Source organism: Limnobacter alexandrii (assembly GCF_005871185.1).
GTDB classification, from domain to species: domain Bacteria; phylum Pseudomonadota; class Gammaproteobacteria; order Burkholderiales; family Burkholderiaceae_B; genus Limnobacter; species Limnobacter alexandrii.
The window spans coordinates 335,846-360,854 of the sequence record NZ_SWKN01000006.1; the positions used below are offsets into that span (position 1 = coordinate 335,846).

21 protein-coding genes are annotated in these 25,009 nt (G+C 54.8%); 6 read left to right on the forward strand and 15 right to left on the reverse strand.

The annotated features are described in order from the left end of the window. From tssH to FCS97_RS01950, 11 genes are all read right to left on the reverse strand, one after another. Window positions 1-2,667 carry a type VI secretion system ATPase TssH gene (gene tssH / locus FCS97_RS01900; RefSeq protein ID WP_138516097.1) on the reverse strand — a complete coding sequence of 889 codons (2,667 nt, stop codon included), beginning with the start codon at window positions 2,665-2,667 and terminating at the stop codon, window positions 1-3. Next, a complete protein-coding gene (gene tssG / locus FCS97_RS01905; protein ID WP_138516099.1) occupies window positions 2,664-3,680 on the reverse strand; it encodes a type VI secretion system baseplate subunit TssG in 1,017 nt (338 codons plus the stop codon). Before tssG ends, tssH begins: the two co-directional genes overlap by 4 nt. A 14-nt stretch (window positions 3,681-3,694) precedes the next feature. Further along, complete coding sequence (tssF, locus tag FCS97_RS01910) at window positions 3,695-5,539, reverse strand: type VI secretion system baseplate subunit TssF (RefSeq protein WP_138516101.1); 1,845 nt, start codon at window positions 5,537-5,539, stop codon at window positions 3,695-3,697. Window positions 5,540-5,559: 20 nt separating this feature from the next. Continuing rightward, the gene (gene tssE, locus FCS97_RS01915; protein WP_212746429.1) at window positions 5,560-6,063 is read right to left on the reverse strand and encodes a type VI secretion system baseplate subunit TssE; all 504 of its coding nucleotides are present in this window, start codon (window positions 6,061-6,063) and stop codon (window positions 5,560-5,562) included. After that, the gene (locus FCS97_RS01920) at window positions 6,056-6,538 is read right to left on the reverse strand and encodes an Hcp family type VI secretion system effector (RefSeq protein WP_138516103.1); all 483 of its coding nucleotides are present in this window, start codon (window positions 6,536-6,538) and stop codon (window positions 6,056-6,058) included. The genes tssE and FCS97_RS01920 overlap by 8 nt, the downstream gene beginning before the upstream one ends. A 20-nt stretch (window positions 6,539-6,558) precedes the next feature. Further along, entirely contained in the window at window positions 6,559-7,041 is a 483-nt protein-coding gene (locus tag FCS97_RS01925; protein WP_138516105.1) for an Hcp family type VI secretion system effector, read from the reverse strand. Window positions 7,042-7,080: 39 nt separating this feature from the next. Further along, on the reverse strand, window positions 7,081-8,571 hold the full coding sequence (gene tssC / locus FCS97_RS01930; protein ID WP_138516107.1) for a type VI secretion system contractile sheath large subunit: 1,491 nt from the start codon (window positions 8,569-8,571) through the stop codon (window positions 7,081-7,083). A gap of 2 nt (window positions 8,572-8,573) precedes the next feature. After that, on the reverse strand, window positions 8,574-9,062 hold the full coding sequence (gene tssB, locus FCS97_RS01935) for a type VI secretion system contractile sheath small subunit (RefSeq protein WP_138516109.1): 489 nt from the start codon (window positions 9,060-9,062) through the stop codon (window positions 8,574-8,576). Between the two features lie 45 nt (window positions 9,063-9,107). Beyond that, window positions 9,108-10,166, reverse strand: a complete 1,059-nt coding sequence (locus FCS97_RS01940) for a type VI secretion system protein TssA (protein ID WP_138516111.1) — start codon at window positions 10,164-10,166, stop codon at window positions 9,108-9,110. Window positions 10,167-10,250: 84 nt separating this feature from the next. Then, window positions 10,251-11,612, reverse strand: a complete 1,362-nt coding sequence (gene gorA, locus FCS97_RS01945) for a glutathione-disulfide reductase (RefSeq protein WP_138516113.1) — start codon at window positions 11,610-11,612, stop codon at window positions 10,251-10,253. A gap of 545 nt (window positions 11,613-12,157) precedes the next feature. Continuing rightward, window positions 12,158-14,305 (reverse strand): FAD-dependent oxidoreductase, encoded by a 2,148-nt coding sequence (locus FCS97_RS01950; protein ID WP_138516115.1) that lies wholly within the window; start codon window positions 14,303-14,305, stop codon window positions 12,158-12,160. Between the two features lie 157 nt (window positions 14,306-14,462). Between FCS97_RS01950 and FCS97_RS01955 the strand changes: the two genes are divergently transcribed. Further along, entirely contained in the window at window positions 14,463-15,278 is an 816-nt protein-coding gene (locus FCS97_RS01955; protein WP_171035133.1) for a DODA-type extradiol aromatic ring-opening family dioxygenase, read from the forward strand. A 15-nt stretch (window positions 15,279-15,293) separates the two neighbouring features. On the opposite strand, the gene FCS97_RS01960 is transcribed toward FCS97_RS01955, so the two are convergent. The 3 genes from FCS97_RS01960 to senA form a co-directional block, all read right to left on the reverse strand. Beyond that, window positions 15,294-15,884, reverse strand: coding sequence for an NUDIX domain-containing protein (locus FCS97_RS01960; RefSeq protein WP_138516120.1), 591 nt, complete (start codon window positions 15,882-15,884; stop codon window positions 15,294-15,296). 62 nt (window positions 15,885-15,946) lie between these two features. Beyond that, window positions 15,947-16,879, reverse strand: coding sequence for a ZIP family metal transporter (locus tag FCS97_RS01965; RefSeq protein WP_138516122.1), 933 nt, complete (start codon window positions 16,877-16,879; stop codon window positions 15,947-15,949). A gap of 96 nt (window positions 16,880-16,975) precedes the next feature. Next, on the reverse strand, window positions 16,976-18,166 hold the full coding sequence (gene senA / locus FCS97_RS01970) for a selenoneine synthase SenA (protein ID WP_246065721.1): 1,191 nt from the start codon (window positions 18,164-18,166) through the stop codon (window positions 16,976-16,978). 41 nt (window positions 18,167-18,207) lie between these two features. On the opposite strand from senA, the gene FCS97_RS01975 reads away from it, so the two are divergent. The 4 genes from FCS97_RS01975 to FCS97_RS01990 all read left to right on the forward strand — a co-directional run bounded on the left by FCS97_RS01975 (window position 18,208) and on the right by FCS97_RS01990 (window position 21,221). Next, a complete protein-coding gene (locus FCS97_RS01975; protein WP_138516124.1) occupies window positions 18,208-19,185 on the forward strand; it encodes a hydrogen peroxide-inducible genes activator in 978 nt (325 codons plus the stop codon). 93 nt (window positions 19,186-19,278) lie between these two features. Continuing rightward, the gene (locus FCS97_RS01980; protein WP_138516126.1) at window positions 19,279-19,986 is read left to right on the forward strand and encodes a FadR/GntR family transcriptional regulator; all 708 of its coding nucleotides are present in this window, start codon (window positions 19,279-19,281) and stop codon (window positions 19,984-19,986) included. A gap of 25 nt (window positions 19,987-20,011) precedes the next feature. Next, a complete protein-coding gene (locus tag FCS97_RS01985; RefSeq protein ID WP_138516128.1) occupies window positions 20,012-20,593 on the forward strand; it encodes a hypothetical protein in 582 nt (193 codons plus the stop codon). 40 nt (window positions 20,594-20,633) lie between these two features. Beyond that, window positions 20,634-21,221: an NnrU family protein gene (locus FCS97_RS01990; RefSeq protein WP_138516130.1), complete on the forward strand. Its 588-nt coding sequence runs from the start codon at window positions 20,634-20,636 to the stop codon at window positions 21,219-21,221. Window positions 21,222-21,225: 4 nt separating this feature from the next. On the opposite strand, the gene FCS97_RS01995 is transcribed toward FCS97_RS01990, so the two are convergent. Beyond that, complete coding sequence (locus tag FCS97_RS01995; RefSeq protein WP_138516132.1) at window positions 21,226-22,500, reverse strand: putative Na+/H+ antiporter; 1,275 nt, start codon at window positions 22,498-22,500, stop codon at window positions 21,226-21,228. 200 nt (window positions 22,501-22,700) lie between these two features. Here FCS97_RS01995 and FCS97_RS02000 point away from each other — a divergent pair, with 200 nt between their 5' ends. Then, window positions 22,701-24,884, forward strand: coding sequence for a TonB-dependent receptor family protein (locus tag FCS97_RS02000; RefSeq protein ID WP_138516134.1), 2,184 nt, complete (start codon window positions 22,701-22,703; stop codon window positions 24,882-24,884). The last annotated feature ends 125 nt before the right edge of the window (window positions 24,885-25,009 follow it).

Here is a 25,009-nt window from a genome sequence, read left to right on the forward strand (position 1 = left end):
TTATTCGTAGTGATAAGTGAATTCCTGACCATCGGTACCGATTCTCAATGTAGTCACCGGCCTGCCCTGCAAGGTGGCCTGCAACAATTGTCGGCTCACTGTGGGCAACAAGGTGTTGCTCAAAATAGTGCCCACCATTCGCCCGCCCGAGTCAGCCTCGTTGCAGCGCGCCACAATGCGGTCGATCACCGAGGCATCCATGTGAACGGCCATGCGGTGTGTGCTGGCAATGCGTTGCTGAATACGATCCAATTGCAGGCGAACGATGTTGGCCAGCATGTCGCTGGAAAGCGGGAAGTAAGGCACCACTTCCAGTCGCCCCAGCAAGGCGGGTGGAAACACTTGAAGCATAGGTGCACGCAATGCCTGAACAAGTTCCTCGGGTTGAGGCATTTCGCCAGTGGCCAAACCCGCTTTGCAAAGGGCCATCAATTCCCGGGTTCCCACATTTGTGGTCAGCAAAATCAGCGTGTTCCGAAAATCGATTCTGCGGCCTTCGCCGTCTTCCATCCAGCCTTTGTCAAACACCTGAAAAAACAGTTCGTGTACATCGGGGTGGGCTTTCTCGACTTCATCCAGCAACACCACACTGTATGGTTTGCGGCGCACAGCCTCAGTCAATACACCGCCTTCGCCATACCCCACATAACCGGGTGGCGCACCTTTCAGTGAAGACACGGTGTGCGCTTCTTGATACTCGCTCATGTTGATGGTGATCACATTGTGTTCACCGCCATACAAGTTTTCGGCCAGGGCCAAGGCAGTTTCGGTTTTACCCACACCCGATGTGCCAGCCAACAGGAACACGCCCACCGGTTTGTTGGGGTCGTCCAGGCCAGCACGGTTGGTTTGTATTCGGCGTGCAATGGTGTCCAACGCATGGGGCTGACCCACAATTCGCGCACCCAGTGCACTGCTCAGGTTCAGCACATTCTCAATTTCATTGCGCACCATGCGCCCCACGGGAATGCCGGTCCAGTCGGCCACCACCGCAGCCACACATTGCGCATCCACCTGCGGGTGAATCATGGGTGTTTCACCCTGAAGTGCTTTGATCTCGCTGTCCAACATCTGAAGTTCTGCAAGATTGGAAAGTGTCGCCCCGCTGCCCGGCTCAAGGGCGTCGGCTTCATCCATTGTTTTACGCAAAGCCAGCAAGGCGTCCAGAATCCGCTTTTCCTGCAACCACTGCGATTGCAGCCTGTCCAGTTCCGCAGTCAGTGCGGCTGATTCATGGTCGATGTCAGCCAGGCGTGCCGTGTGTTCGCGCCCAAGAGTCGACTCTTTGTCGATGGCGTCACGCTCAAGTTTAAGGGCTTGCAGTTTGTTTTGAATCAACTCGATGGGCGCTGGCACTGCATGCTGGGAAACCGCCACACGTGCACAGGCTGTGTCGAGCAGGCTGATTGCCTTGTCGGGCAACTGGCGTGCGGGAATGTAGCGATGAGAAAGTTTGACTGCGGCTTGCACCGCTTCATCCAACAATAAAACACCGTGGTGGGCTTGCATGGCTTGCGCCAACCCACGAAGCATTTCAATGCCCTGGGCCTCGCAGGGCTCCTCCACCTGCACCACCTGAAAACGACGAGTAAGTGCCGGGTCTTTTTCAATGTACTTTTTGTACTCGGCCCAGGTTGTGGCACCAATGGTTCGAAGTGTGCCACGCGCCAAAGCGGGCTTGAGCAAATTGGCTGCATCGCCGGTTCCCTGGTTGCCACCAGCACCCACCAGAGTATGCACTTCATCAATGAACAAAATGGTGCTTTGCTCACTGGCCTGAATTTCATCGATCACCTGGCGAAGCCGCTGTTCGAACTCGCCTTTCATGGAAGCACCTGCCTGCAACAAACCGAGGTCGAGGGTTAAAATGCGCACCCCTCGCAGCGCAGGTGGCACCTCACCGGCAACCACTTGCAAGGCAAACCCCTCGACCACTGCGGTTTTACCCACCCCGGCCTCCCCGGTAATCAAGGGATTGTTCTGCCGCCGGCGAAGCAGAATATCAATGATTTGGCGCACCTCCAGTTCGCGCCCACACACCGGGTCGATGTCGCCGCGTTTTGCTTTTTCGGTGAGGTCGACGGTGTAGCGCGCCAAAGCCTCTTCGCCGCCCAGCTGCGCAGCGTGCATTGCGCCACTGGCCTCGCCAGGCAGTGCACCTTGCGGCAATTCAGCGGTCAACAAAGCCTGTTCCGCAGAACTCGCAACCAGACTCTCGAAATTTTCACTTAAGACTGCTTCAGGAATCTGTTTGAAGTGAGGCGAAATTCTCAGCAATTCCTGCAACAGAAAATCGGTTTTCAGCAAAGCCACCAAAACATGACCCGTGCGCACCTTCTGGGCGCCAAACATTAGCGAGGCGTAAACCCACGCCCTTTCTACGGCATTGGTGATGGACTCTGACAAATCGGAGATGCCTTGTGCGCCACTGGGCTGACGCTCAAGGGCACGCTGTACATCGGCAAGCACTGCGCCCTCATCCAGCTCAAAATGCCGAAGAATGTGGTGCCAGTCGCTGTCATCCTGATGAAGAATTTGGGCCACCCAGTGCACCAGTTGCACATACGGATTTCCCCGAAGTTTGCACAGCACAGTGGCACCTTCAACCGACTTGAAAGCAATGGGGTTTAGTTTGGCAAACAGCGACACACGGCTGATGTTGCTCATGTAGAACTCCGGAACAAGGAAGAATGAGAGGGAACTGCCGGGCACTTCAGGCGAACTGTTGCGGGCTTCTGTGTTCGTGCATGCACCTGCATTTGACCCAGCCAAGCGGTGCGACCCAGTTGAACCTCGCCGTTCAGGCGAGCGCGCGGAATTTGATCGGTTCTGACCTGAAGTTCGAACTCACAATCAAATTCCAGCCCCAAATAGGCGTGAATGGCCTGAACAAGACGCATGCGGCCCTCCGTGGCGGGCAGCAATTGCAGATAGGCCGCGAATGTCATGGGACCCAGTTCAATTTTGATCTTGCTTTGGGCGCACCATACCCTGCTACCCAGCATGGCCCCGTGCCCAAGCGCCTGCTCAGCCGAACACAAGCCCGCTTGCACCGGCAATTGCAACCACTGCGCCTGAAACGGCACAATGCGCACGGGTGTGCCTGTCAAGGCATACAGGCTGCTGGCCAACCCTTCCTGGGTTTTGGTGCGACGGGTAAAATGCCCCGCCAAGCCTGCGCGAAAGTGGGTGGGCAAGGCCTCACGGCCCCAGCAACTTGATACGCCATGCCCAAATAAACTATTGAGGTGCTGGGTAAATGGATTGAAGTTGCTTCGATGATAAGCAATGTGCGGCTGTGATTCCGCCCATGCCCTGTAGAAAAGCAGGTAAGCCCTGTGGTGAAAAATATCCAGAAACTCGGAGAATGTGGGGTCATTCCACTGATGAACGCGTGTGTACGCATGCTCGGTGTAATGCAAGGGCAACGCGCCATTGGGGCCCAGTAAACCAAAATTCTGAACAAACAGTTTGCGAACAGCCCCCAGGCGACCGGCCTGAATGGTTTCTTCCCGCTTGAAGTCTTGCGTGGCAAAGTCAAGGTAAGGGCGCTGCCCCAAACGCACTGGGTCGTCGCGCAGGCGCAATGATTTACCCAGCAAGGGCTTGCCTGAATTGGCATGCTCAATTTGTCGCAGCAAGGCAAAAAAATTGGGGGCCGGTGGTGTGGGCATGGTCATGCGCGTGAATCTGCCTACAGCAAGGGGCGGTTGCCCGACCTTGCCGGAAAATCAAAGACTGCCCCCGTGCTTTGTAAACGCACCCGGGTTTGCACAAATGAATTCACTGACACATGCGCGGCCAGGTAGCTGGCAAGTACGCTACCCAACACCAAGGCACCTGTGCCCTGCAAAGCCAGCTCATCAAGTGTCAAGGTGACCTGCAAGCCACGCACCACCGCAGGCCTGCCCTGACGAACAATGCGAGACACCAGTGGCTGCGACTCAACCGCCAATATGGCGCGGGCCATGTGTTGTTGCGCTTGCTGCGCAGGGTCGGCGTGCAAGGCCAGCAGTTGGCTTAAGGCGAGTGCATCCTGATCAATCAGACCAAGATAGTTCAACGACAAGTGCTCAATTAACTGCCAGCAGCTTTGCCCACCGTACCTGGCAGCTTTCGGGCGACTGGGGCCACGCAAGAAGCGAATGGCAAGCACTGGCAAATTACCGGGCCACGCCAAATCGCTTGGCCCTTGCCCCACAGGTATCAGCAAGGGCAAATCGCGGTTGGTGCACAAGGCCTGAACCGCGAGCTGCTCGAGGCCATGGGTGTGAACAAGCTCCCCGGCGGGCAAGGTAAGGCCGAGGTAAACATCGCTGCCAGTGTAGGAGGAACGTCCACCCTCACGCGTCTGCTTTTCTGACACCAGGGTAGGTACGCGCCGATGCACAAACCGGGGTACTTCACCCAAGGCGCTGGCCGACATGCCATACAAAGGAGGCAATTCCTGCACGGTATTGCGACCATGCCCCTGCACGCTGAGCACCGAGTGCACTTCAAAGTCTTGTGGCTTGGTTCGATTGGGCTGCACTTGCGCCTCATGCAAGCGCTCATCCAGCAACACCCGGTCGCAGCTGTGCTCAAACAAATTGACCACTGGGGTGCAATTCAAGGCCAGGGAATCGGCATCGACCACCCGATCAAGTTCGGTATTGGGCTCGGTGAAACAGAATGCAAGTTCAAAAGCGGTGTGCTGGCAACTGACCAGAAAGCGCTTTAAACCCTGAACCCGTAAAAACAGAAAACGGGCTGGGAATGCAAAAAACTCTTGCAGCAAACGCATGCCACTGAGCTGGTTTGAATGCACCGGCAGCAGCGCCTGAGAATCATCAAAACCCAAGGCCATCACACTGGTGTTGGGCAACCAATGCCAATCGCCCTGTTCGCTTGCGCGCACGCCAACCAACACCGATTGATAACACAGCCTTTCAAAGAGTGTGTGGGCGTACTCATCACCACAACTGACGTGAAAATCAAGTTCATCCAATGGCAGCTGGGACAGCGCAGTGTGTGCTGAGTTTTCGATGCTGACCGTCAACGCCGAACGCACTTGTTGGCCACTGACTGCTCTCGGTACCACCCCTTTAAAAGGGCCGTGTTCAATCGAACTGATTTTCAGGGGCCACAAAGTTACGGTGTGAGCAACCCTGAATTTGCAAGGTGTGTGAATGCCCTTGGCCACCTGGCTTTGCAGCACTGTGCCCGCTTTAAGTTGTATGCCTTTTTTCAAAGCAGTGTCACTGTGGTTGGGCATGAGTTGAACCACACCCATGGCCGGCACCGGTGCCAGAAAATTCGGACTAATGCAGTTCAACAATTGTTCGGTGAAACGCGGAAATTCTTCGTTCAAACGAAGCTGTACCCGCGCGGTCAGAAATGCGAAGCCCTCGAGCAGTCTTTCTACATAGGGGTCTTGAACTTCAGTCGAATCCATCGCAAGTCGCGATGCAATTTTCGGAAAGCGCGCTGCGAACTCAGCCCCTGTGTCACGAACATGGGCAAGTTCCTGGGTATAAAACTGAAGTAAGCGCGGATCCATGCGGTGTTGATACCTGTTGCCTAGAAACCGGAAAGCGGCAACAACAAAACCTTGCCGGTTTCAAGATCCACTTCAGTGCGCAACATCAACTCGATTGGATAGGGCTGAGCCCACAGCAGGCCAGAAATGCGCAAGCCGATGACATTGTGCAAATGCATCAAACCTTGCTGGGTTTCTGCCGTTACTTTCAGCGAATGGCCATCAATGCGGGGCTCGAACCGGCGAATCAGATTGGCCACAGTTCGCTCGAAATCTTTCACATCGATCATGGAGGCAATTTTTCCAGCCACCGGGGGCATGCCGTAAGCCAGCACCGATTCATTCAATCCTGAATGCTGTTCAAGACTGTCGCTGTCAAGTACACGAGTGGCGTTTAACAACTGTTCCAGATCGCGCAGCACCAACTGACGCAAGGCCTCTTTGGTGATGAAACGACTGTGGGCCGATTCAGTTCGGCTTGCAGGCTCATCGTCCTGAAGGCGATCCAGCAAGGCGGGTTGCAAGGCGTCCCGGGACTTACTCATAGACGTCAATGTAAGTGCAGGCACCTGCCTTTAAATTGGCTGCTGACTTGGGGGTATACAGCACTTCAATTTCTTTGAAGGCAATAGAAAATGACTCTTCAACCTGACGACCGTCGCTTGCACTGCCCGAAATTTCATAATCGCAAATGCGCGCCTTACGCAAGGTAATACGCAAGTAATCAATGGTTGCAAGGCCACCGGGGTCGCGACATGTGAGCACTACTTTGCCGAGCAATTCAGCAGATTTCAAGGCGCTCATGATCGCTGTGGTCGAACTGTCGATCGACTTTTTCACGTTCAATGTGCGTACCGAGGCTTTGGACGCAAGTTGCGAGGACGAATGGACTTGCTGGGACATGCCCCAAGACCAACCGGCGATTTCTATTTCACCCACATGACCACTGACCTGGCTTTCCCCCTGAATGGCCCCTTGGCGGGAACCATCCAGGGCCAGGAACATATCGACTTTCGACATTGTGTTTCCTGGCTGTCCGATTACTTCTCGGAGTTGGTTGCAATGTTGAATGTGGCTTCAACCTTGCCATCGGGGCCGCCGTCTTTCTTCTGGGGCACGTACACGTAGCTGAACTCGGCGAAGTTCAATGTCACGGTTTCTGTCAAGCGGTCTTCACCACCAGAACCACCTTGGCTCACGTTGGAGATGATGACGTCTTTCATGGTCAGCACGACATACTCCAGCGGCTTTTCACCCGCCTTGCGCACGGTCAGAATGGCTTCATCGAAATGTTTGCCGTTGCAACATGCCTTGATCAGGTTTGGTGTGGACTTGTCAATGTACTTGGTGAAACTGATGTCTTGCACACTCACTTTGCCAGCACCGCCGCCACGGCCAACATGGGTTGTGCCCGACTGGGACATGCCCCAGCTCCAGGCGGCAATATCAATTTCCTTGGCGTGTACGCTGTCCACGGATTCGCCATCTACACCCTTGATTTTCAAAAACATGTCTACGGACATTTGATTCCCTCTGTAATTGGTTGATTAATAATTCAAGTTTTAAGACGCTTTGGCGGATGGCAACTTGCTGACCAAACGCAAAGACACGGTGAGGCCCTCTAGCTGGTAGTGCGGGCGCAAATAGAATCGGGAGGCGTACATGCCAGGGTTGCCCTCAATTTCTTCAACAACCACTTCAGCGGCAGCCAATGGGCGTGAGGCTTTGACTGCCTCAGAGGAATTGGCAGGATCACCATCCACGTATTGCATGATCCAGTCTTGCAACCAACGCTGCATGTCGGCACGCTCTTTGAATGAACCCACCTTGTCGCGCACAATGCACTTGAGGTAATGCGCAAAGCGACATGTGGCAAACAGATAGGGCAAGCGTGCAGCCAGCTTGGCATTGGCTGTGGCGTCCGGGTCTTCGTACTCGGCCGGCTTGTGCAAAGACTGTGCGCCGATGAATGCAGCCAGATCGCTGTTCTTTTTGTGAATCAGCGGCAAGAAACCGCTTTTGCTGAGCTCGGCTTCCCGGCGATCGGAAATGGCAATTTCAGTTGGGCACTTCATGTCTACGCCGCCATCGTCAGTGGGGAATGTGTGCGTGGGCAAATTGGGCACTGCGCCGCCTGATTCGATGCCACGAATGCGCGAGCACCAGCCATATTCCTTGAATGATCGGTTGATGTTCACTGCCATGGCATACGCCGAGTTGGCCCAGGTGTAGCGGCTGTGATCGGCCAGGCCAGTGTCTTCTTCGAAGGCAAATTCTTCTACAGGATTGGTTTTCGCGCCGTAAGGTTGACGCGCCAGGAACCGAGGCATGGTCAGGCCCAGGTATTTGGAGTCGTCGGAATCGCGCAGGCTGCGCCATGCAGCATAGTCGGGTGTTGAAAAAATCTTGGTGAGGTCGCGCGGATTGGCCAGTTCTTGCCAGGAATCCATTTGCAATGTGGCAGGTGATACCGCAGACAAGAAGGGGGCGTGTGCAGATGCACTGATTTTCGACAGTTCACCCAACATTTCTACGTCGGGAGGTGAATGGTCGAAGTAGTAATCACCGATCAGGCAGCCATAGGGCTCACCACCAAACTGACCGTATTCATGCTCGTAAATTTTCTTGAACACCGGGCTTTGATCCCAAGCCACGCCCTTGTAGCGCTTCAAGGTTTTGGCCAACTCGGTTTTGGACACATTCATGAAACGGATTTTCAGGAATTCGTCGGTTTCAGTGTTGTTGACCAGATAGTTCAGGCCACGCCATGCACTTTCCATTTGCTGGAAATCGGCATGATGAATAATTTCATTGATTTGCACAGAAAGTTTTTGGTCAATCGCAGCGATCATTCGCTCGATGGAATCAACCACATCGTTACCGACCAAATCAACGCCTTCGAGTGCTTGCTGGGCCAGGGTGAGCACAGCCGATTCCACTTCCGATTTGGCTTCGTCGGTTTTTGGTTTGAATTCTTTCTGAAGAAGAAATGAGAGTTCATTGCCCTCGAGTTCGATCACATCGAGTGCACGGTTTTGCAATTGTTCAGACATGATTACTCACCTTGAGTTGGAGTTGACAGGCTTTTCAGCAAGGCGGGGTCGGCAAGCAGTTTGGCCAGCAGTTCTTCTGCGCCGTTCTTGCCGTCCATGTAGGTGAGCAGATTGGACAGTTGCTGGCGCGCCTCCAGCAGTTTGCGCAAAGGCTCTACTTTTCGGGCAATGGCAGCGGGGCTGAAATCATCCATGGACTCGAATGTGATATCGACTGCCAGATTGCCTTCACCGGTGAGGTGATTGGCCGCGTGAAAGGCCACACGAGGCTTGATGCTTTTCATGCGGGCATCGAAGTTGTCCACGTCCACCTCAAGAAAGTCGCGCTCGGCCACAGGTGCCAATGGCACCTCGGATTTGCCGGAGAGATCGGACATGACCCCCATGACAAAGGGCAACTGGACTTTTTTCTGGGAACCGTACACCTCAACGTCATATTCAATTTGCACGCGGGGTGCACGATTGCGCCCTACAAATTTTTGTCCGCTCATTGATTAATCTCGCAAGTAAGAAGAATGGGTAAATGCAGGGCGACTTTAAGCATCTTCCTGCTCGAGAGAATCGGGATTGACTCCCATGATTTTTGCGACCTCGGCCAGGGCCTCCGGTGCGAGGTCTTTCATCAACTGCATGAAGTTTTTGTCGATCAAGCGGCGTGCCCTTTTCAAGAGAAGCTGTGCGGGATTGGTGGGCTCGGCCTGCTCGAGATAAACACACACCTGATCGATGGCAGCCAAAGCCTGTGCACGGGACTGAATACCCGCCTGCGCCACCAAGTTCACCGCCTTGCTTGATTCGCACAAAGCACTAAGTGGTGCAAACGGGGAGGTTTGTTCCATTTCAGGCTCAGGGGATGGCAGGCAGGACAACACATGAGCCAGCAGCAGCTTGAACTCCTGAAGTTGCGGCAGTCGATCCGCCTCGATGTGCAAAGCCAAGGCTTCCAGAATTCGCTTCAATGCAGCCTGACTGTTCAACAGCACCGAACGCAGGGTTATTGCATCGCTTTCAGCCGACTGAAAGAACAATTCAATTTGTTCGCGTGTGACGGGTGCTTCCAAACCCGGTGAATTGCCGGTTATCGCTTCGAAGTCTTTCAGACGAATGTCGCCAATTCGTGGATTCCGAACCACCACGCTGTTGCGCAGCGATTGGAAAAATGAGCCACCAAAACCCAGGCTTTCAATGACATTGATTCGGGCGTATGGGTCGCCATCATCAAGCGGCGGGTTCACGACAGGCCATGCCACTTCAAGCAGGCAGGCCAGCGCACCCAAACCTTCCGGCAAAGTTTGCAGGCCACCCAGATTCAAACGGGACTCGGCCCACAACACCACCAGGCGAAGATCTCGACTACGTTCGAGCAACTGCAGTGCGCCTGTTTCTACAAAGTTCCAGTCGGGGGGAGTTGCGGGTTCAAACTGGGTTTCAGGCTTGCCGCATGCGGCTTGCTGCAACTCGAGAAATGCATTGTCGTATTCAAGATTGGGACCACAGTCGCCCTGCGCAAATGGTGCTGTCCAGGAAGGTGCGGCAAGTAGTGATAAGGAGTGAGAAGCAGACACGTTGCGCAGAGGCCCTAATGGTAAAACCATGCGGGACTCTAGCAACGGAAACTGAAGTTGGCGATTGGTCTAACCTGACAGCAATCACCACATAGAGTTAGAGAGGGATAAGAACTAGCCCACCTTGCGACTCAATTCACGCAACAACACCCACTCCTCGGCGGAACTGGGATGAACTGCAATGGTTTTGTCGAAATCAGCCTTGGTGGCACCCAGGGTGTAGAGCACTCCCAGCAGTTGGATCATCTCGGGCGAATCGTCGCCCAACATGTGAATGCCCACCACGCGGTCAGTTTCATCGTCGACCAGCAGCTTCATGTAGGTTTTTTGTTCGCCGCCCGAGAACTTGGTTTTCATGGGCGTGAACTCTGTTTCATACACACGGGTGGGGGCTCGCTTGGCGGCCTGTTCTTCGGTTAAACCCACGCTGCCAATTGGCGGTGAGGTGAAGGTGGCTGTGGGCACGCTGCTGTGATCCACAGTGAGATTTTTTCCATTGAACTCGTTTTCTGCCAATGCACGCCCCTCCGCAATGGCAACAGGTGTCAGGTTCACGCGGTTAGTCACATCACCCACGGCATACACACCTTTGATGCCCGTGTGGCTGTATTTGTTCACTTCAATTTCACCGGCAGGGCCTGTGCGCAAACCAATGTTTTCAAGCCCCAAACCTTGCGTGTTGGGGCTGCGACCCGTGGCGTTCAAAACGAAATCAAAAGTGTGGGCTCCTGCTGCTGTTTGTAATTCAAACGCAGCACCTTGTTGGCTGAGCGATTTGAAATCAGTGTCGGGATAAAGTTGAATGCCTTGCAGCGCCATGGCCGTAACCAAGCGGTTGCGAATGCCCATGTCGAAGCCACGCAAAGGCAAGTCGCCGCGATAAAACACCGACACTTCAGAACCAAGACCACGCAAAATGCAAGCGAATTCAAGCGCAATATAACCTGCACCAATGACACCGACGCGTTTGGGCAGCGTGGAGAGATCGAGCAATTCATTGGAGGTTGCCGCCAGTTCAAGGCCTGGGAAAGCGCTGCGATTGGGTGCTGCGCCACTGGCAATCAAAATACGCTGTGTGTTTAAAGTTCGATCGCCCACCTGCACTTCGGTGGTGGACTTGATGACACCATGGCCGCGAATGGTTTCAACCCCGCTGTTCTCGAGCATGCGGGCGTAGATACCTTCGAGCCGGTCAATTTCCTTGCCTTTGGCTTCTTGCCACTGCGCCATGGAAAATTCTGCTTGTGCTACTTGCCAACCCGGCTGCAAACCTTCACGCAGGGTTTGTCCAAACTGCGCAGCGTACATCATGAGTTTTTTGGGCACACAACCCCGGATGACGCACGTACCCCCCAGGCGGCTGGATTCAATGAGCGCGACTTTGGCACCATAGCTGGCTGCGCGGCGGGCGCTGGCGACTCCGCCTGAACCACCGCCGATGACAACGAGATCGTAGGGTGTGTTGGGTGTGCTCATTGAATTCTCCTTGGGTGCTGCATTGGAGGTTTATTGTACCGCGTGGGGATTAGGACGATCTTCGCGGATGACTGTTGAGCAGAACTTGAAGGGTCACCGCTGCCCGAAAACTTGGCATTTCGGCTTGTCTGCTTGAGTCTGCACTAAGCCAAGCCCTCCAAAAGTAACGGTCGGGTCTTGGCTTTCGCGCGAAGGCGCGATCGTTTGTCTCGGCGCGCCAAGCCGGCAAGTTTTCTGACTGGTCATCGTGCGACCACTTGCAAGTTCAGCTCCGCGTCACCTGCGCCAGCGTCTCTCCACCACCACGCATCTCACCGCTGAGTTCAACGCCCAATCGGCGGCGGTGTTTCGATCGCTTCGCCTTCAAGAAAACCTGCCCTTGCGTGCCGAGCAGGGCCGGTGTCGCCCGGCATGGGCGACAGAGAACGAGCCCGACCCGCTGTTTAGGAGGGTCGTTCTCAGGCATCGTGAGGTTCAGCAAGGGATAGACAGGTTTTCAGGCGAGAGATTGAAACCCAAGCTGGTTGGGCTAAAAAACCAGCCGTTTAGCCCAACCGCCACGCATGGTACTTGCCCAGCCACACCAGCACTTTCTCCGGTGCATGCGCACGCTTCCACTCACCCGCAGCGTACTTGTTGGCCTCCGCCAATGTGGGGTAGGTGTGTATGGTGCCCAGAATTTTGTTCAAGCCCAAACCATGTTTCATGGCCAACACAAACTCGGCGAGCAAATCGCCTGCATGCACGCCTGCAATGGTCACACCCAGAATTTTGTCTTTGCCGGGCACGGTCAGCACCTTCACCACACCATGCGCCTCGCTGTCGGCAATGGCGCGATCAAGGTCGTCAATGCCATAACGCGTCACCTCGTAGGCAATGCCCTGCTCTTTGGCATCCTGCTCGTTCAAGCCCACGCGGGCTACTTCAGGATCGGTGAAAGTGGTCCATGGAATCACTGAATAATCGGCCTTGAATTTTTTAAGGTGACCGAACAAGGCATTCACTGATGCGTACCACGCCTGGTGTGCTGCCACATGCGTGAACTGGTAAGGGCCGGCCACATCGCCTGCCGCAAAAATATTCGGGTACAGAGTTTCAAGGTATTCATTGGTGACCACGGTTCGGTTGGTTTCAATGCCCAGTTTTTCCAAACCATAACCGGTCAAGCGGGCTTTGCGGCCCACGGCACAAATTACATCGTCAAATTCAATTTCAACGGTGTTGCCTTGGTGTTCGGTGACCAATACTTTTTGATCGCCTCTGCGCTCAAACCGAACGGCTTTGTGTTGGGTCAGAATGTTTACACCGTCGGCGCGCATGCTGTCTGCGGCCATTTCAGAAATTTCCGGGTCTTCGCGCACCATGATTCGATCAGCCAGTTCAACCTGGGTAACCTGCGAACCCAAGCGGGCAAAAGCCTGGGCCAGTTCACTGCCGATTGGGCCACCGCCCAGCACCACCAAACGCTTGGGCAACTCGTCGCGTTTGGCGAATTCGTCCCACAAAGTGTCGCTGGTCAGGTAACCGCTGGTTTCAATGCCGGGCAAAGGTGGCACCACCGGTTGGGCGCCTGCGGCGATCACAATACTGCGCGTGGTCAAGCGGCTGGTTTCGCCACTGTTGTGTTTGATCTCTACGGTCCACGGATCAACAATGGTTGCATAACCCTGCACCACATCCACGCCCAGGCCGGTGTAACGTTCTACGCTGTCGTGCGGCTCAATGGCTTTGATGATGTCGTGCACGCGTGCCATGACCGCCTTGAAACTAAAGCTGGGCGTGGCTGCATGCAAGCCGTATTTGTCGGCGTTGCGCATTTGGTGGGCCAGTTTGGCGCTTTTGATAATCGCTTTGGAAGGCACGCAACCAAAGTTCAGGCAATCGCCGCCCATTTTGTGGGCCTCCACCAGGGTCACTTTGGCTTTCACTGCCGCGGCAATATACGAACTCACCAAACCTGCCGCACCCGCACCAATCACCACCATATTGCGGTCAAATTTCACGGGCTTGGTCCACTGGGCGTACACCTTGCGGGCCTTGATCTTGTCGGTGATCTTTTTCGCAATCAGCGGGAATATGCCCAACAACACGAATGAAAGGATGAGGCCTGGCGACAGGATGCCTGCGAGGCTGTCAATTTTTGCAAGCTCAGTGCCTGCATTTACGTAGACCACGGTACCAGCCAACATGCCCAGCTGACTGACCCAGAAGAAGGTGAAGGCCTTCATGCTGGTTAGCCCCATGAGCAAATTGATCAGGAAGAACGGGAACACAGGCACCAGGCGCAAGGTGAACAGGTAGAAAGCGCCTTCTCGCTCAACCCCCTCATTGATCGCTTTCAGGCGGTTACCAAATTTGGCCTGTACCGAATCGCGCAGCAGGTAACGCGCACCAATAAAGGCAAGCGTGGCACCAATGGTGGATGCAAATGACACCAAAATGAGACCTTGCAGCAGACCGAACAAGGCACCTGCGGCCAGGGTCATGACTGCGGCGCCGGGAATTGAAAAAGCAGTGACCAGCACATAGGCTGCGAAAAACACACCTGCAACCAGCCAGGGCGATTCGGTTTGAAATTCGCGGAACTGTTCCAGGCGGCCTTTCAGGCTATCGAGGGTCAAGAGGCTGTGCAAGTCGAAAGCAAACACCGCCACGACAGCTGCAACGATAAGCAGCAGAACAATTTTTTTCATTTCAATTCCTTGGTTTTTCTACGCAGTGTGTTGCCAATCATGCATGGTCTGGGCAACTTGTACAGATAGTTTCGGCGAGTCGTACAAAAAAGTTACCTCGATCTTGAAAGATAGTCGCGTTAATCTAGGTCAACACGATGACAGATGCAATTTGACCATGAGCCACACTATTCATTCAATTTTTATCAGCCATGGTGCGCCCAACTACGCATTGGAGCCCGGACTGCCCGGGCATGCACTTGAAGCCTTGGGCCAGCAACTGATTACACAGGGCACGCGCACGCTGATTGTGCTGAGCCCCCATTGGCGCAGCGCCAAACTGGCGGTAACCAGCCACGACGCACCGGTGATTGTTCACGACTTTTATGGTTTTCCAAAACAGTTGTACGAACTGAAGCCAGAAATTTGTGGTGCGCCCGAATTGGCTTTACAACTGGCCAATTGCCTGGGCTCGCAGAATTTCTCAACTGAACTTCGCCCGCAACAAGGTTTTGATCACGGCGCCTGGGTACCTTACATGCACCTGTTTCCCAATGGTGGTCCGCCCATGATTCAACTGAGCATGCCAGTGGATTGGACCGGCGAAACTGCTTTGAATGTGGGTGCGGTGGTGGGCAAGTTTGCGCGCGAACACAATGCCGTTGTGGTGGGCAGTGGCAGCCTGACCCACAACTTTGACGACATGGACATCCATGCCGCCAAAGTGGGTGGTGATGCGCAGGCGCAAGGCCTGATTTATGTGGGCGAGTTCAATGCCTGGATTCAGGAACGCCTTCAAGCAGGCGACAGCAAGGCCATTGCGCAAGCCGAACTTGAAGCACCACACTTTGCACGCGCCCACCCGGACGATGACCACTACCTGCCCCTGCCCTTTGCGGTGGGTGCCGCATCAAACACCTTCAAAGTGAATGTGCTGCCTGAGGATGTGCGATACAAAGCGCTGTCGATGCAAAGCTTTGCATTCACTGCCTAGTTATTTGACTGGGTGTCAGGACAGCTGCGTGACGCTGCAATTGATGGTTTCAGGCAGCACACCGTCTTGCAGCGCTTTTTTCAGTGACTCCACACCGCGATCCCACAAAGGCACCTGTGCAGGCTGGCCTTGTACGGTCGGCACGGTGAGGGCTTCTTGCGCGCCTTCATGGTGCTGGTTGATTGCACGCACCAAATCGAGATGGCGAACCCAGACCCACTGACTGCGTTCAATGTCGACGCACTGGCGGGCTTGGGCAATTTCATCAACCGATTTGAACGGCACTTGCGCGGTGTACAAGTGAAACGGCACACCCGGCGAAATTGAAGGGCCCTTGAACTGGCTGATGTCAATTTCAGCATCGTTGTAGGCGCAATTGGATTCTTCGTTGAATTCTCGCATGGCAGTTTGTGATGGCGACTCGCCCTTTTGGGCACTTCCCCCCAAGGTGGCCCAACTGCGGCGGGCGGGGTGCGGATCGAAAGCCATCAAATGCAAGGCCTCGCCAGCAACACAGCTATAAGCGATCAGCCCGGCGGGTGGCGCATTGCTGGAGGAACAGGCGGCCAATGTGAACAATGCAGGCACTAGAAAAAACAAACGCATGGCAGAGGCATTCTTGAATTCAGAACGCCCATTATCACCTGCTTACATGACACCTTGCGCGGTCAGGCACCCATCCAGCCCAAGGCAATCGCAGTGAGCACGGTAGACACACCAGCCGTGTAAATTGTTTTGAGTTTTCCAGTCATTTTGATGCTCTCCGGAATCATTTCATTGCAAACCACAAAAGCCATTGCGCCGGCTGCAAAAGCCATGGACGCGGGCGTGCCCATGGCCCATGAATCGGCGGTGATCACACCCAAGCCGGCGCCAATCGGCTCAACCAAACCAGTGACCAGGGCAGCAAGGGCAGCAAGCACTTTGTGCACACCAATGCTCCACAGGGCCGTGGCCACAATCAAACCCTCGGGAATATTCTGCAAACCGATTGAGAATGCCGTGCCTGAGGCGCCATTCAAGTTGCCTGCGCTGGCACCCACGGCAAAACCTTCAGGCACGTTGTGCAAGGCAATGGCAATGGTCATCAACAAGGCCATGCGCAGGCGTTGATTGCCTGCCATTTCAGGCCCCGCCACAGGGTGTTCATGCGGCAGGGTTTGGTCAAGCACCGTCATGACCCCATAGCCTGCGGCAGTGGCCACCAGCGCCACCATCAAGGCACCCTCGGTTTGAATGGCGGGAACGAACAGCGACATGACCGCGGCTGCGGCCATCATGCCGCCAGCGATTGCAATGAACAATCCCAGGCCTTTGTCATCAATTTTTTTCATGACCAGCAAGGCCATGCCACCCAGGCCGGTGGCCGCACCGGCAATGGCAGACAATTCAACAGCCTGCAACTTGGCGGGGCTTGCCACAATGTATTGGATGGCAGCCCAAACGGCGGGTACACCTTGGGTGAATGTGAGGTACAAGCCCAAGGCAGCAATCAGAATGCCCACCACACCTCGCAGTGCGCGGAAGGCACGGGTGGCGTCCAACCCTTGCTGGTCGGCGACGTTCAGACCCACAATTTTGGTCATTTCCTGAAAACTCATGGCGGGCTCCTGTGCTTCAAAGGCTTGAATACACCTTAATTTTGCCCGACAGGGTTTTATTCGTCTAACGGATAATTTCTTTGAAGTTAATCGGATTTACCGATTAACTGCGCAGGTGCGGAAACCGGACAGCACGTCTTGGCGATCGGGTTGAAAGTAGTTGCGGTATTTGGGGTGAACCATTTCGGCCGATGTGGCCCAACTGGCACCCTTCAACACTTTGCGATCGTGGAACCAGGGCTGGGAGTAGTCTACATAAGGGTGCATTTTGAACCCGTCGAACGGCAGGAAAGTATTCGCGGTCCATTCCCACACCTGCCCCCACTGCATGTTGGGCTGGGTGTGTGCGGCGTACTCCCATTCAGCCTCGGTGGGCAATCTGCGGCCAGCCCAGTGGCAATAGGCCTGGGCATCCAGCCAACTGATGTTCTCAGCCGGCGCATTCAGGTTTAACGGCGTTTGCCGACCATAGCCAAGGTCGACCCAGCCACCATTTTCAAAGACAACAAAAGCGGGCAAGGGGTGTTTTGTGGCTTGAACAAATGCCAGGTATTGCGCCCAGCTGACCGGGCGGGAATCCATGGTGAAAGCATCCAGCTTCACCGTGCAAGCGGGCACTTCATTGTCGAATGCGAACCCCTCCCCTTGCCAGCCAAGGGTCCACTGGCTGGCTGGCAGGTGCAGTTGACGCATTTCGCCACATTCCTGAACGCCGGGCCGGCACGCGTTGTGGGGGCGCAGTTGGATGTTCAACAACTTGGCCATAAAAACCGCGGCTTCATTGTGCATTTGTTCATGCAACACACAAAGCCGAAAAAAGTAAAGGTACTGGTCGGCTTTGCCAGGGTTGCCCGCGCACAAGGCATCGGCTTGTTCAAGCAAGGTTAAGGTGTCGCTCAAGGAGGCTGCGAGGTAGTCGCGTGTGCCTTGCAAATCGGGCAAGCCGATTTCCCAGCGGGTGTCGTGCGCAATGGTGCTTGAGTTCAGGCGCGCATCGGCGTTGAACAGGCGCGAATCAAGCTTGGGTGTATCGGGATTGCACCCCACCCCCAAAGCCCAGTCGGGGTTGCGGGCCAGCCACCAGTCTTGAAACCAGGCCACATGGCACAACTCCCAAAGCGGTGGGTTCAATTCAGGGCGACGGGGTACTTTGCAATCAGAACCCAGCGCTGCCACATAATCTTCCAGCAAACCCAGGGTGCGTTCGCGGGTGCGCAACAACGCGTCGCGAAGAAAGGCGGCATTCGCTGTTCGGGCCAACTGGGCTGGGTTGATGCGGCTGTTCACAAAGGCACTGCGGTGATGTCGATACGATAAGTGTACGACAAATGGATACAATGAAAGCAATCGGAAATGTCGATCAAGAAGGAATGAGCACACTGAATACGCAAGCCACCGCCCTGTCTTTGAAGCAACTTGGCTATTTGCTGGCTGTTGCCGAAACCCTGAACTTTACCCGGGCAGCCGAGTTGTGTTTTGTGACGCAATCTACTTTGTCGGGAGGCATCGCCGAGCTGGAACGCACACTGGGTGTGCAATTGGTGGAACGAGACCGCCAACGGGTGGCGCTTACTCCAGTGGGTGTGGAGGTGGCACAGCGTGCGCAAAGCATTTTGTCCGCAAGCCGTGACCTGGTGGCTCGCGCGCAATTGGCTGCAGACCCGGCCAGTGGGGTATTCCGTTTGGGTGTGATACCCACCATCGCCCCTTTTCTGCTTGGTGCAATTTTAAGCAAGTCGAAAACCAGTTTTCCGCAGTTGGTGCTTCGCGTGCGCGAAAGCCAAACCGCTGCGCTGCTACAAGAACTGGAGCACGGGCAACTGGATGCCGCATTGATTGCCCTGCCCATCGACCTGGGCAAATTGAAGGCTTTTCCCCTGTTTGAAGAACAATTGCAACTGGTGGCCCACCGAAATGACCCACTTTGCAAAACCGCAGGCATACCACTGCGCGAGGTGGACACTCGCCGCTTGCTGTTGCTTGAAAAAGGCCATTGCCTGCGCGACCACACCGTGTCGGCTTGCAGCGCCAAGCAAAGGGATGCAAGCAACAGTGACGGCAACCTGATCGAGGCCAGCAGCTTGGGCACCATGGTTCAACTGGTGAATTCGGGACTTGGCTGCGCTTTGTTGCCCAATATGGCCATACAAGCTGGCTTGCTGAACAACACCGAGCTTCAGCAAATTGAACTGGCCGCCCCATTGCCCAGCCGACAAATTGCACTGATTACCCGCAACAGCCACCCCAAGCTGCACTTCATAGAGACAGCACTTTGCCCGCTATTGAAGGCCTGCCAGCCTGTTTGAAGATTGTTTGATTTTAGTTTGATGTTCTTTTTGTGATACTGGTATGATCAGTTGACCAGTTAGAATGTAACAACTGCTTTATTCAGGCAAGCCATGGAAAATATTCAGAAAATCTCGATATCCGAACAGGTCTACACCCAACTTCGCGATCGAATTCTTAAAAAGGTATTACCAGTTGGCGCAGAGCTTCCTTCAGAGCGCGAGCTGTCTGAAACCTTGGGTGTGAACCGGGGTGCAGTGCGCGAGGCCATTAAACGCTTGCAGCAGGCCAGGCTGGTGCGGGTGCGCCACGGTGGTGCCACCCAGGTTGAAAACTTTGAGGTGGAAGGCGGCCTCGAATTACTGCCCAGCCTGATGGTGAACGCACATGGGCAAGTGAACCTGGAGGTGGCCCGCGGCATTGTGGCATTGCGCAAAGCCTTGGCACCTGTGGTGGCCGGGCAGGCTGCCCTGCACGGCGGGCAAACACTGGCTGAACAACTGAAACCCCTGATTGTCGAGATGCAAAGCACCGAGGAACTGGCAAGACTTCAGCAACTGGCCTTTGATTTTTGGGCGCGGGTGGTGCAAGGCAGCGGCAATGTGGTGTTCAAGCTGGCCTTTAATTCAATGAACCAAACCTACCTGGCGGCCTGGAACACGCTGACGCTGGTGATGCAAGACGAATTTCGCGACATCAACACCCTGGCCCAGCTTGCACAGGCCATTGAAGCCGGGGAAAGCCGGCGCTGCGAAGTGCTGGCAAGGCAACACGTGGAACTGGGTAGCCGGGCATTGAACGCTGCCCTGGGCAACGCGTAGCACCTATTTAAAAACGGAGACAAACATGCTGGGAATTCCTTTGGGCCTGCTGACAGCCAATGCCGTGGAGTGGGGCATGCACAAATATGTGCTGCATGGCATGGGCAAGAAACGCGACACATTCTGGGCCTTTCATTTCCATGAACACCACAAGGAAGTGCGTGAACATGGCTACTACGACCCCAACTACGAACGCTTTCCGCTGGGCATGCATGCACAGGGCAAGGAGGCCTGGGCCTTGATTGCCAGTGCGGTGGCTGTGGCCCCCCTGTTTCCCGTGGCACCGTTTTTTGTGGGCACACTTTGGTACAGCAGCCTGAATTACTACCGGGTTCACAAAAAAAGCCACATGAGCCCGGCTTGGGGTGAACAACGCGTGCCTTGGCATTACGACCACCACATGGGCAACAACCCCAGTGCCAACTGGTGCGTCACCCGCCCATGGTTTGATTACATCATGGGCACCCGTGTGTTCACCGAGGGCGGCATGCGCGAGAACAATGTATTGGGACTGAAACACGTTCCTGCCTGGCTAGAACGCCTTCTGCCCAAACCCGAATCACTGGGCACTTTCGCACCCAAACCGGCAGCACGGCGCGCAGCGTGAGCCTGTGACATAATCGGTTCACTACAACAAGGAGAACTGAATGGGCTTGCTGATGATGGTCGCTGGACTGGCGCTTTTTTTGGGTATGCACGCGACGCGAATTCCAGACGACCAACGCCGGTCGGGGATGATCGCGAGGCTTGGCAAAGGCAAGTATCGGGGCATTTACACAGCGGTTTCAATTGTGGGTTTGGTGCTGATTGTGTACGGCTACGGCCAGGCCAGGCTTGACCCGGTTTTTGTGTGGAATCCACCTGCGGCGATGCGCCACATTGCAGCGCTTCTCATGCTGGTTTCTTTCATCATGTTGGCGGCCTGTTATGTGCCCACCAACCACATCAAGGCCAAGTTACAACACCCGATGACTTTGTCGGTGAAAGTATGGGCGCTGGCACATTTGATCGCCAACGGCACATTGGCCGACATCATTTTGTTCGGATCGTTTTTGGTGTGGGCTGTGCTGCTGTTTAAAACAGCACGCCGTCGGGCCATTCCGATGGGCTTTGCAGGCGATGGCCCCACCAAGGTGGGGACACTGATGACTGTGGTAGTGGGCGCGCTGGCCTGGCTGGTTGTCGCAGCCTGGCTGCACGTTCACTTGATCGGAATCAGCCCGTTTAGCCGGTAACTTTTTACAGATACCAGAAACACAGTGCGGCCACCGCCGTGGGCCCCAAAGCCCCGGCGAGCAAACCACCTGCTGACACTGCTTCGCCGGGAAACTGGCGCTTGAGCAGCGACAAGCCGGCGGGGTTGGGTGCATTGGCAATCACGGTGAGACCACCGCCCGCCACCGCACCAGCCACCAAGGCGTAGCGGAAACTTTCTGAAGTGCCTTCAATCAGCGAACCCAGATAAGTGAGCGCAGCGTTGTCAGTAATGGCGGTCAACGCCATGGCAGCCACGAACAATACACCGTCATCGAGATCACTTACTGCCGGTTGCAACCACCACTGCTGCATGCCACCGAGTACCACCAGGCCAGCCAGGAAGAACGCCACCAGAAGACCTTCTTTCAACAATAGGCGAGACTGGAAGGTGTTGTAAGCCGCAGTAAAACCCAGGAAAAACAGGAAAATGCCCAAGAACACTGCGGGATGATGTGCAAACAACACCACAGCACCCAGAAAGGCCAGGTGAATTACCATGGCCCACCAGGGCACTGGTGCCAAAGGCTGGCCGTCTTCACCCAAAGCCTCGGGTGTTTTAACTTCAGCGCCCAAATGCTTGGCTGCAAAGAAAATAAACACGGTTGCATTGATGAAGACACCAATTGCCGCTTTCCAGCCAAAGTTGACCATCATGAAGGGGGTGTCCCAACCCCAGGTGCCAGCCACCATCAGCACGGGTGGTGCCGCAAACGAGGTGAGCACGCCGCCGATGGAAATATTCACGAACAACACGCCCAAGCCCCAATAGCGGATCAAATTGGGCACAGCTTTGGAAAACAGCACATCACGTAGAAGAAGCGCAGCCAAGGTCATGGCAGCAGGCTCGGTAATAAAGCTGCCAAGCAGGGGCACCATGAACAGGCCCAGCCAGGTGAAAGCCACACCTTTGTTCACCGGCATGAGTTTCGCCAAGCCTTCCACCAGCAGCCGGGAAGCATCCAGCACAGGGCGGCTGGCCGCAACCACCATGATCACAAACACGAACAAGGGTTCGGTGTAATGCCGTGTGTCGACATATTCAACCGCTGAATCCAGATTGACTGAAAAGGCCATGGCGATGACCAAAAACAGAGCCCAAATGCCAAACACGGCTTCGACTTCACCCAGCAGGTGAAACAAACCGCTGTGGTGTTTGCTGTGGTGAGCCAGGCGTTCAAAGTAGCTGGCTGAAAAAGTGTGAATAAGCGCGCCGGCAAAGAGAAAGGCGGCAATCCATTGAATGGTTGTTGCTGTCATGTCGGTGGTCTTTTTGTAAGTTGGAAAGGATACTGCCCCGGCTTGTTTTGCATTCGGGATCAGTTGGCTTAATAGCAAGAGCCTATCACACCCTTAAAGTTCCCCGAATTACGAATATTTCGGGAAAAGTTCCCTAGGCGCAGCGCGCCCTGCTTCCTACACTTTCCGTACAACATCAAAACAATGGCAAGAGGAAGGACATGAAAGCATTTCAATTAAGCACAGTGGCCTGTGCAGTGTTAATGGCCTTGGGGCACAGTGCCCAGGCTTACGCGCAGCAAGGCAATGCCTTACCTGGCGTCGAAGTGTCGGGCAACAGTATTTTGCCTTCCAACATTGAGAATTTGCCCGGTTCGTCGAATGTGCTGACTCAGGAGGACCTGGACAGGCGCGAGCCCTTCTCCATTCTGGAGTTGGTTCGCGAGGTACCCGGTTTGCATGTGGTGTCTGAAGATGCGGCAGGCACCCACCTGAATATTGGCTTGCGTGGCCTGAACCCGCGGCGCAGCTCGCGAACACTGCTGCTGGAAGACGGTGCACCCACCGTATTTTTTGCACCTTATGGCGATCCCTCTGCACACTACTCCACACCCCTTGAACGGCTTGAAAGGGTGGAGGTATTGAAAGGATCTGGGCAAATTTTGTATGGCCCGCAAACGCTGGGCGGGATGATCAATTTCGTGACCAAACCCGTACCACGAGACGGATTTGCAGGATCGGCAAAATTGTCGGTGGGCAACGAAGGTTATCGCGGCGCGCATTTGAACCTAGGCACAGGTTCGGAACAGGGCGGCATCATGATTGATTTGCTCAAACGCAAAGGCGACGGCATTCGCGCGCAACATGAGTTTGATGTGCAGGATGTGACCATCAAAGGCCAGTTGAACATCAACAGCGCACACACCCTGACCGCGAAGTACACCCGTTTTGAAGAAGATTCCCTGTTCAGTGAAACCGGGCTTACGGCGCAGGAATATTTGCGCGACCCCTACTCGGTGCCTGGCACCGAGGGCGAACGCTATGTGATGGACCGTGACACCATTCAATTGATTCATGGCTGGCAACTGGGTGAACGCGCCCGCCTGACCACGCAGGTTTACCACACCAAAACAGACAGAACTTCCTTGCGCTCGCGCGAATTTGAGTCGGCCTTTGACCCGATGGACCCAAGCACGATTGGCTTGGGTGAACTGGAAACCGAATTTGCAACACGACCCCGACAATACGATGTATTTGGCATTGAACCGAAGCTTGAATTCACCCATTCTGCGTTTGGTGTGCCCAGCGAAACCATCATCGGCATGCGCTACCACACGGAGGACATTGACCGAAAGAAATTTGAATTCGACAACTTCGCAGACACCACGCCTGAGGCTGACGAGCGTCTGCTGGCCGATGTGGAGGCGACTGCGTTTTTTGCGCAAAACACCTTCTTGATCGGGGACTGGACACTGACACCCGGCATTCGGGTTGAGCAGATTGATCAAACCAAAACACTGTTCTCCGGTGTGGCGGGTACCGCCAACTTCCAGCAAGAGGACATGCTGAACACCAAAGAAACCGAGACTTTGCCTGGTATTGGTTTTACCTGGAACGGATTGGACAACACCACGGTGTTTGGTGGTGTACACCGCGGCTTTGCCCCACCACGCCCCGACCGGGATATTGAAAACGACATGCTTCAGCGGGTAACACCGGAGCTGGCCACCGTGACGGAATTGGGTATTCGAGGCAATGTGCGTGCAGGCTCCTATGAAGCAACATTCTTCAATTTGGACATTGAAGACATTGTGGTGAATTCAGGCGGCTTTTTCCGAAACGAAGGCGAGGCACAACACACAGGCTTTGAGTTGGCCGGGCGTTTCAACTTGGGTGAATTGTTCAGTGAAAAAGCCAACCCATTCTTTGTCAGCATGGCCTACACCAACCTGTTCACGGCTGAATTTAAAAACTCGGGCGTGGTGGGCGGTGAAGGCGAAGATGGATACGGCACTTACCAGGCCGGCAACCGTTTGCCCTATGCCCCCAAGCACACGCTGGCTTTGAACTTGTCGTATGAAACCGAGCAATGGAATGCCAGAGTGGGTGCAACACATGTGAGCAAGCAGTTTGCCAACACAGAAAACTTTGGTGGCACTGAGCCGCTGGGCTTTTGTCCAAATGGGGAAGACCCAGCAAATGACCTGTTCTGTGGCCTGTTCGGAGAAATCGAAGCGGTGACCTTGCTGAATGCATCAATCAGCTTTGCACCGGCTGGCAGCAACATCAGCTACTTCCTGAATGCAGAGAATCTGACCGACAAGCAGTACATTGCTGCGCGCACCAACGGGATTCACCCAGGCCGGCAGCGGCAGGTGGTGGCGGGGATTAATGTGAAGTTTTGATACTGCAACATTTTTGCTCAACACACTCAGGTCGCAATGCCCTCGCAGCGCCGATCAAGAAAACCTGCCCTTGGTGTTGAATTTACCGTCCGTTCGGCAAGGCCGAAAGCGCAGCCCGCCCGCTG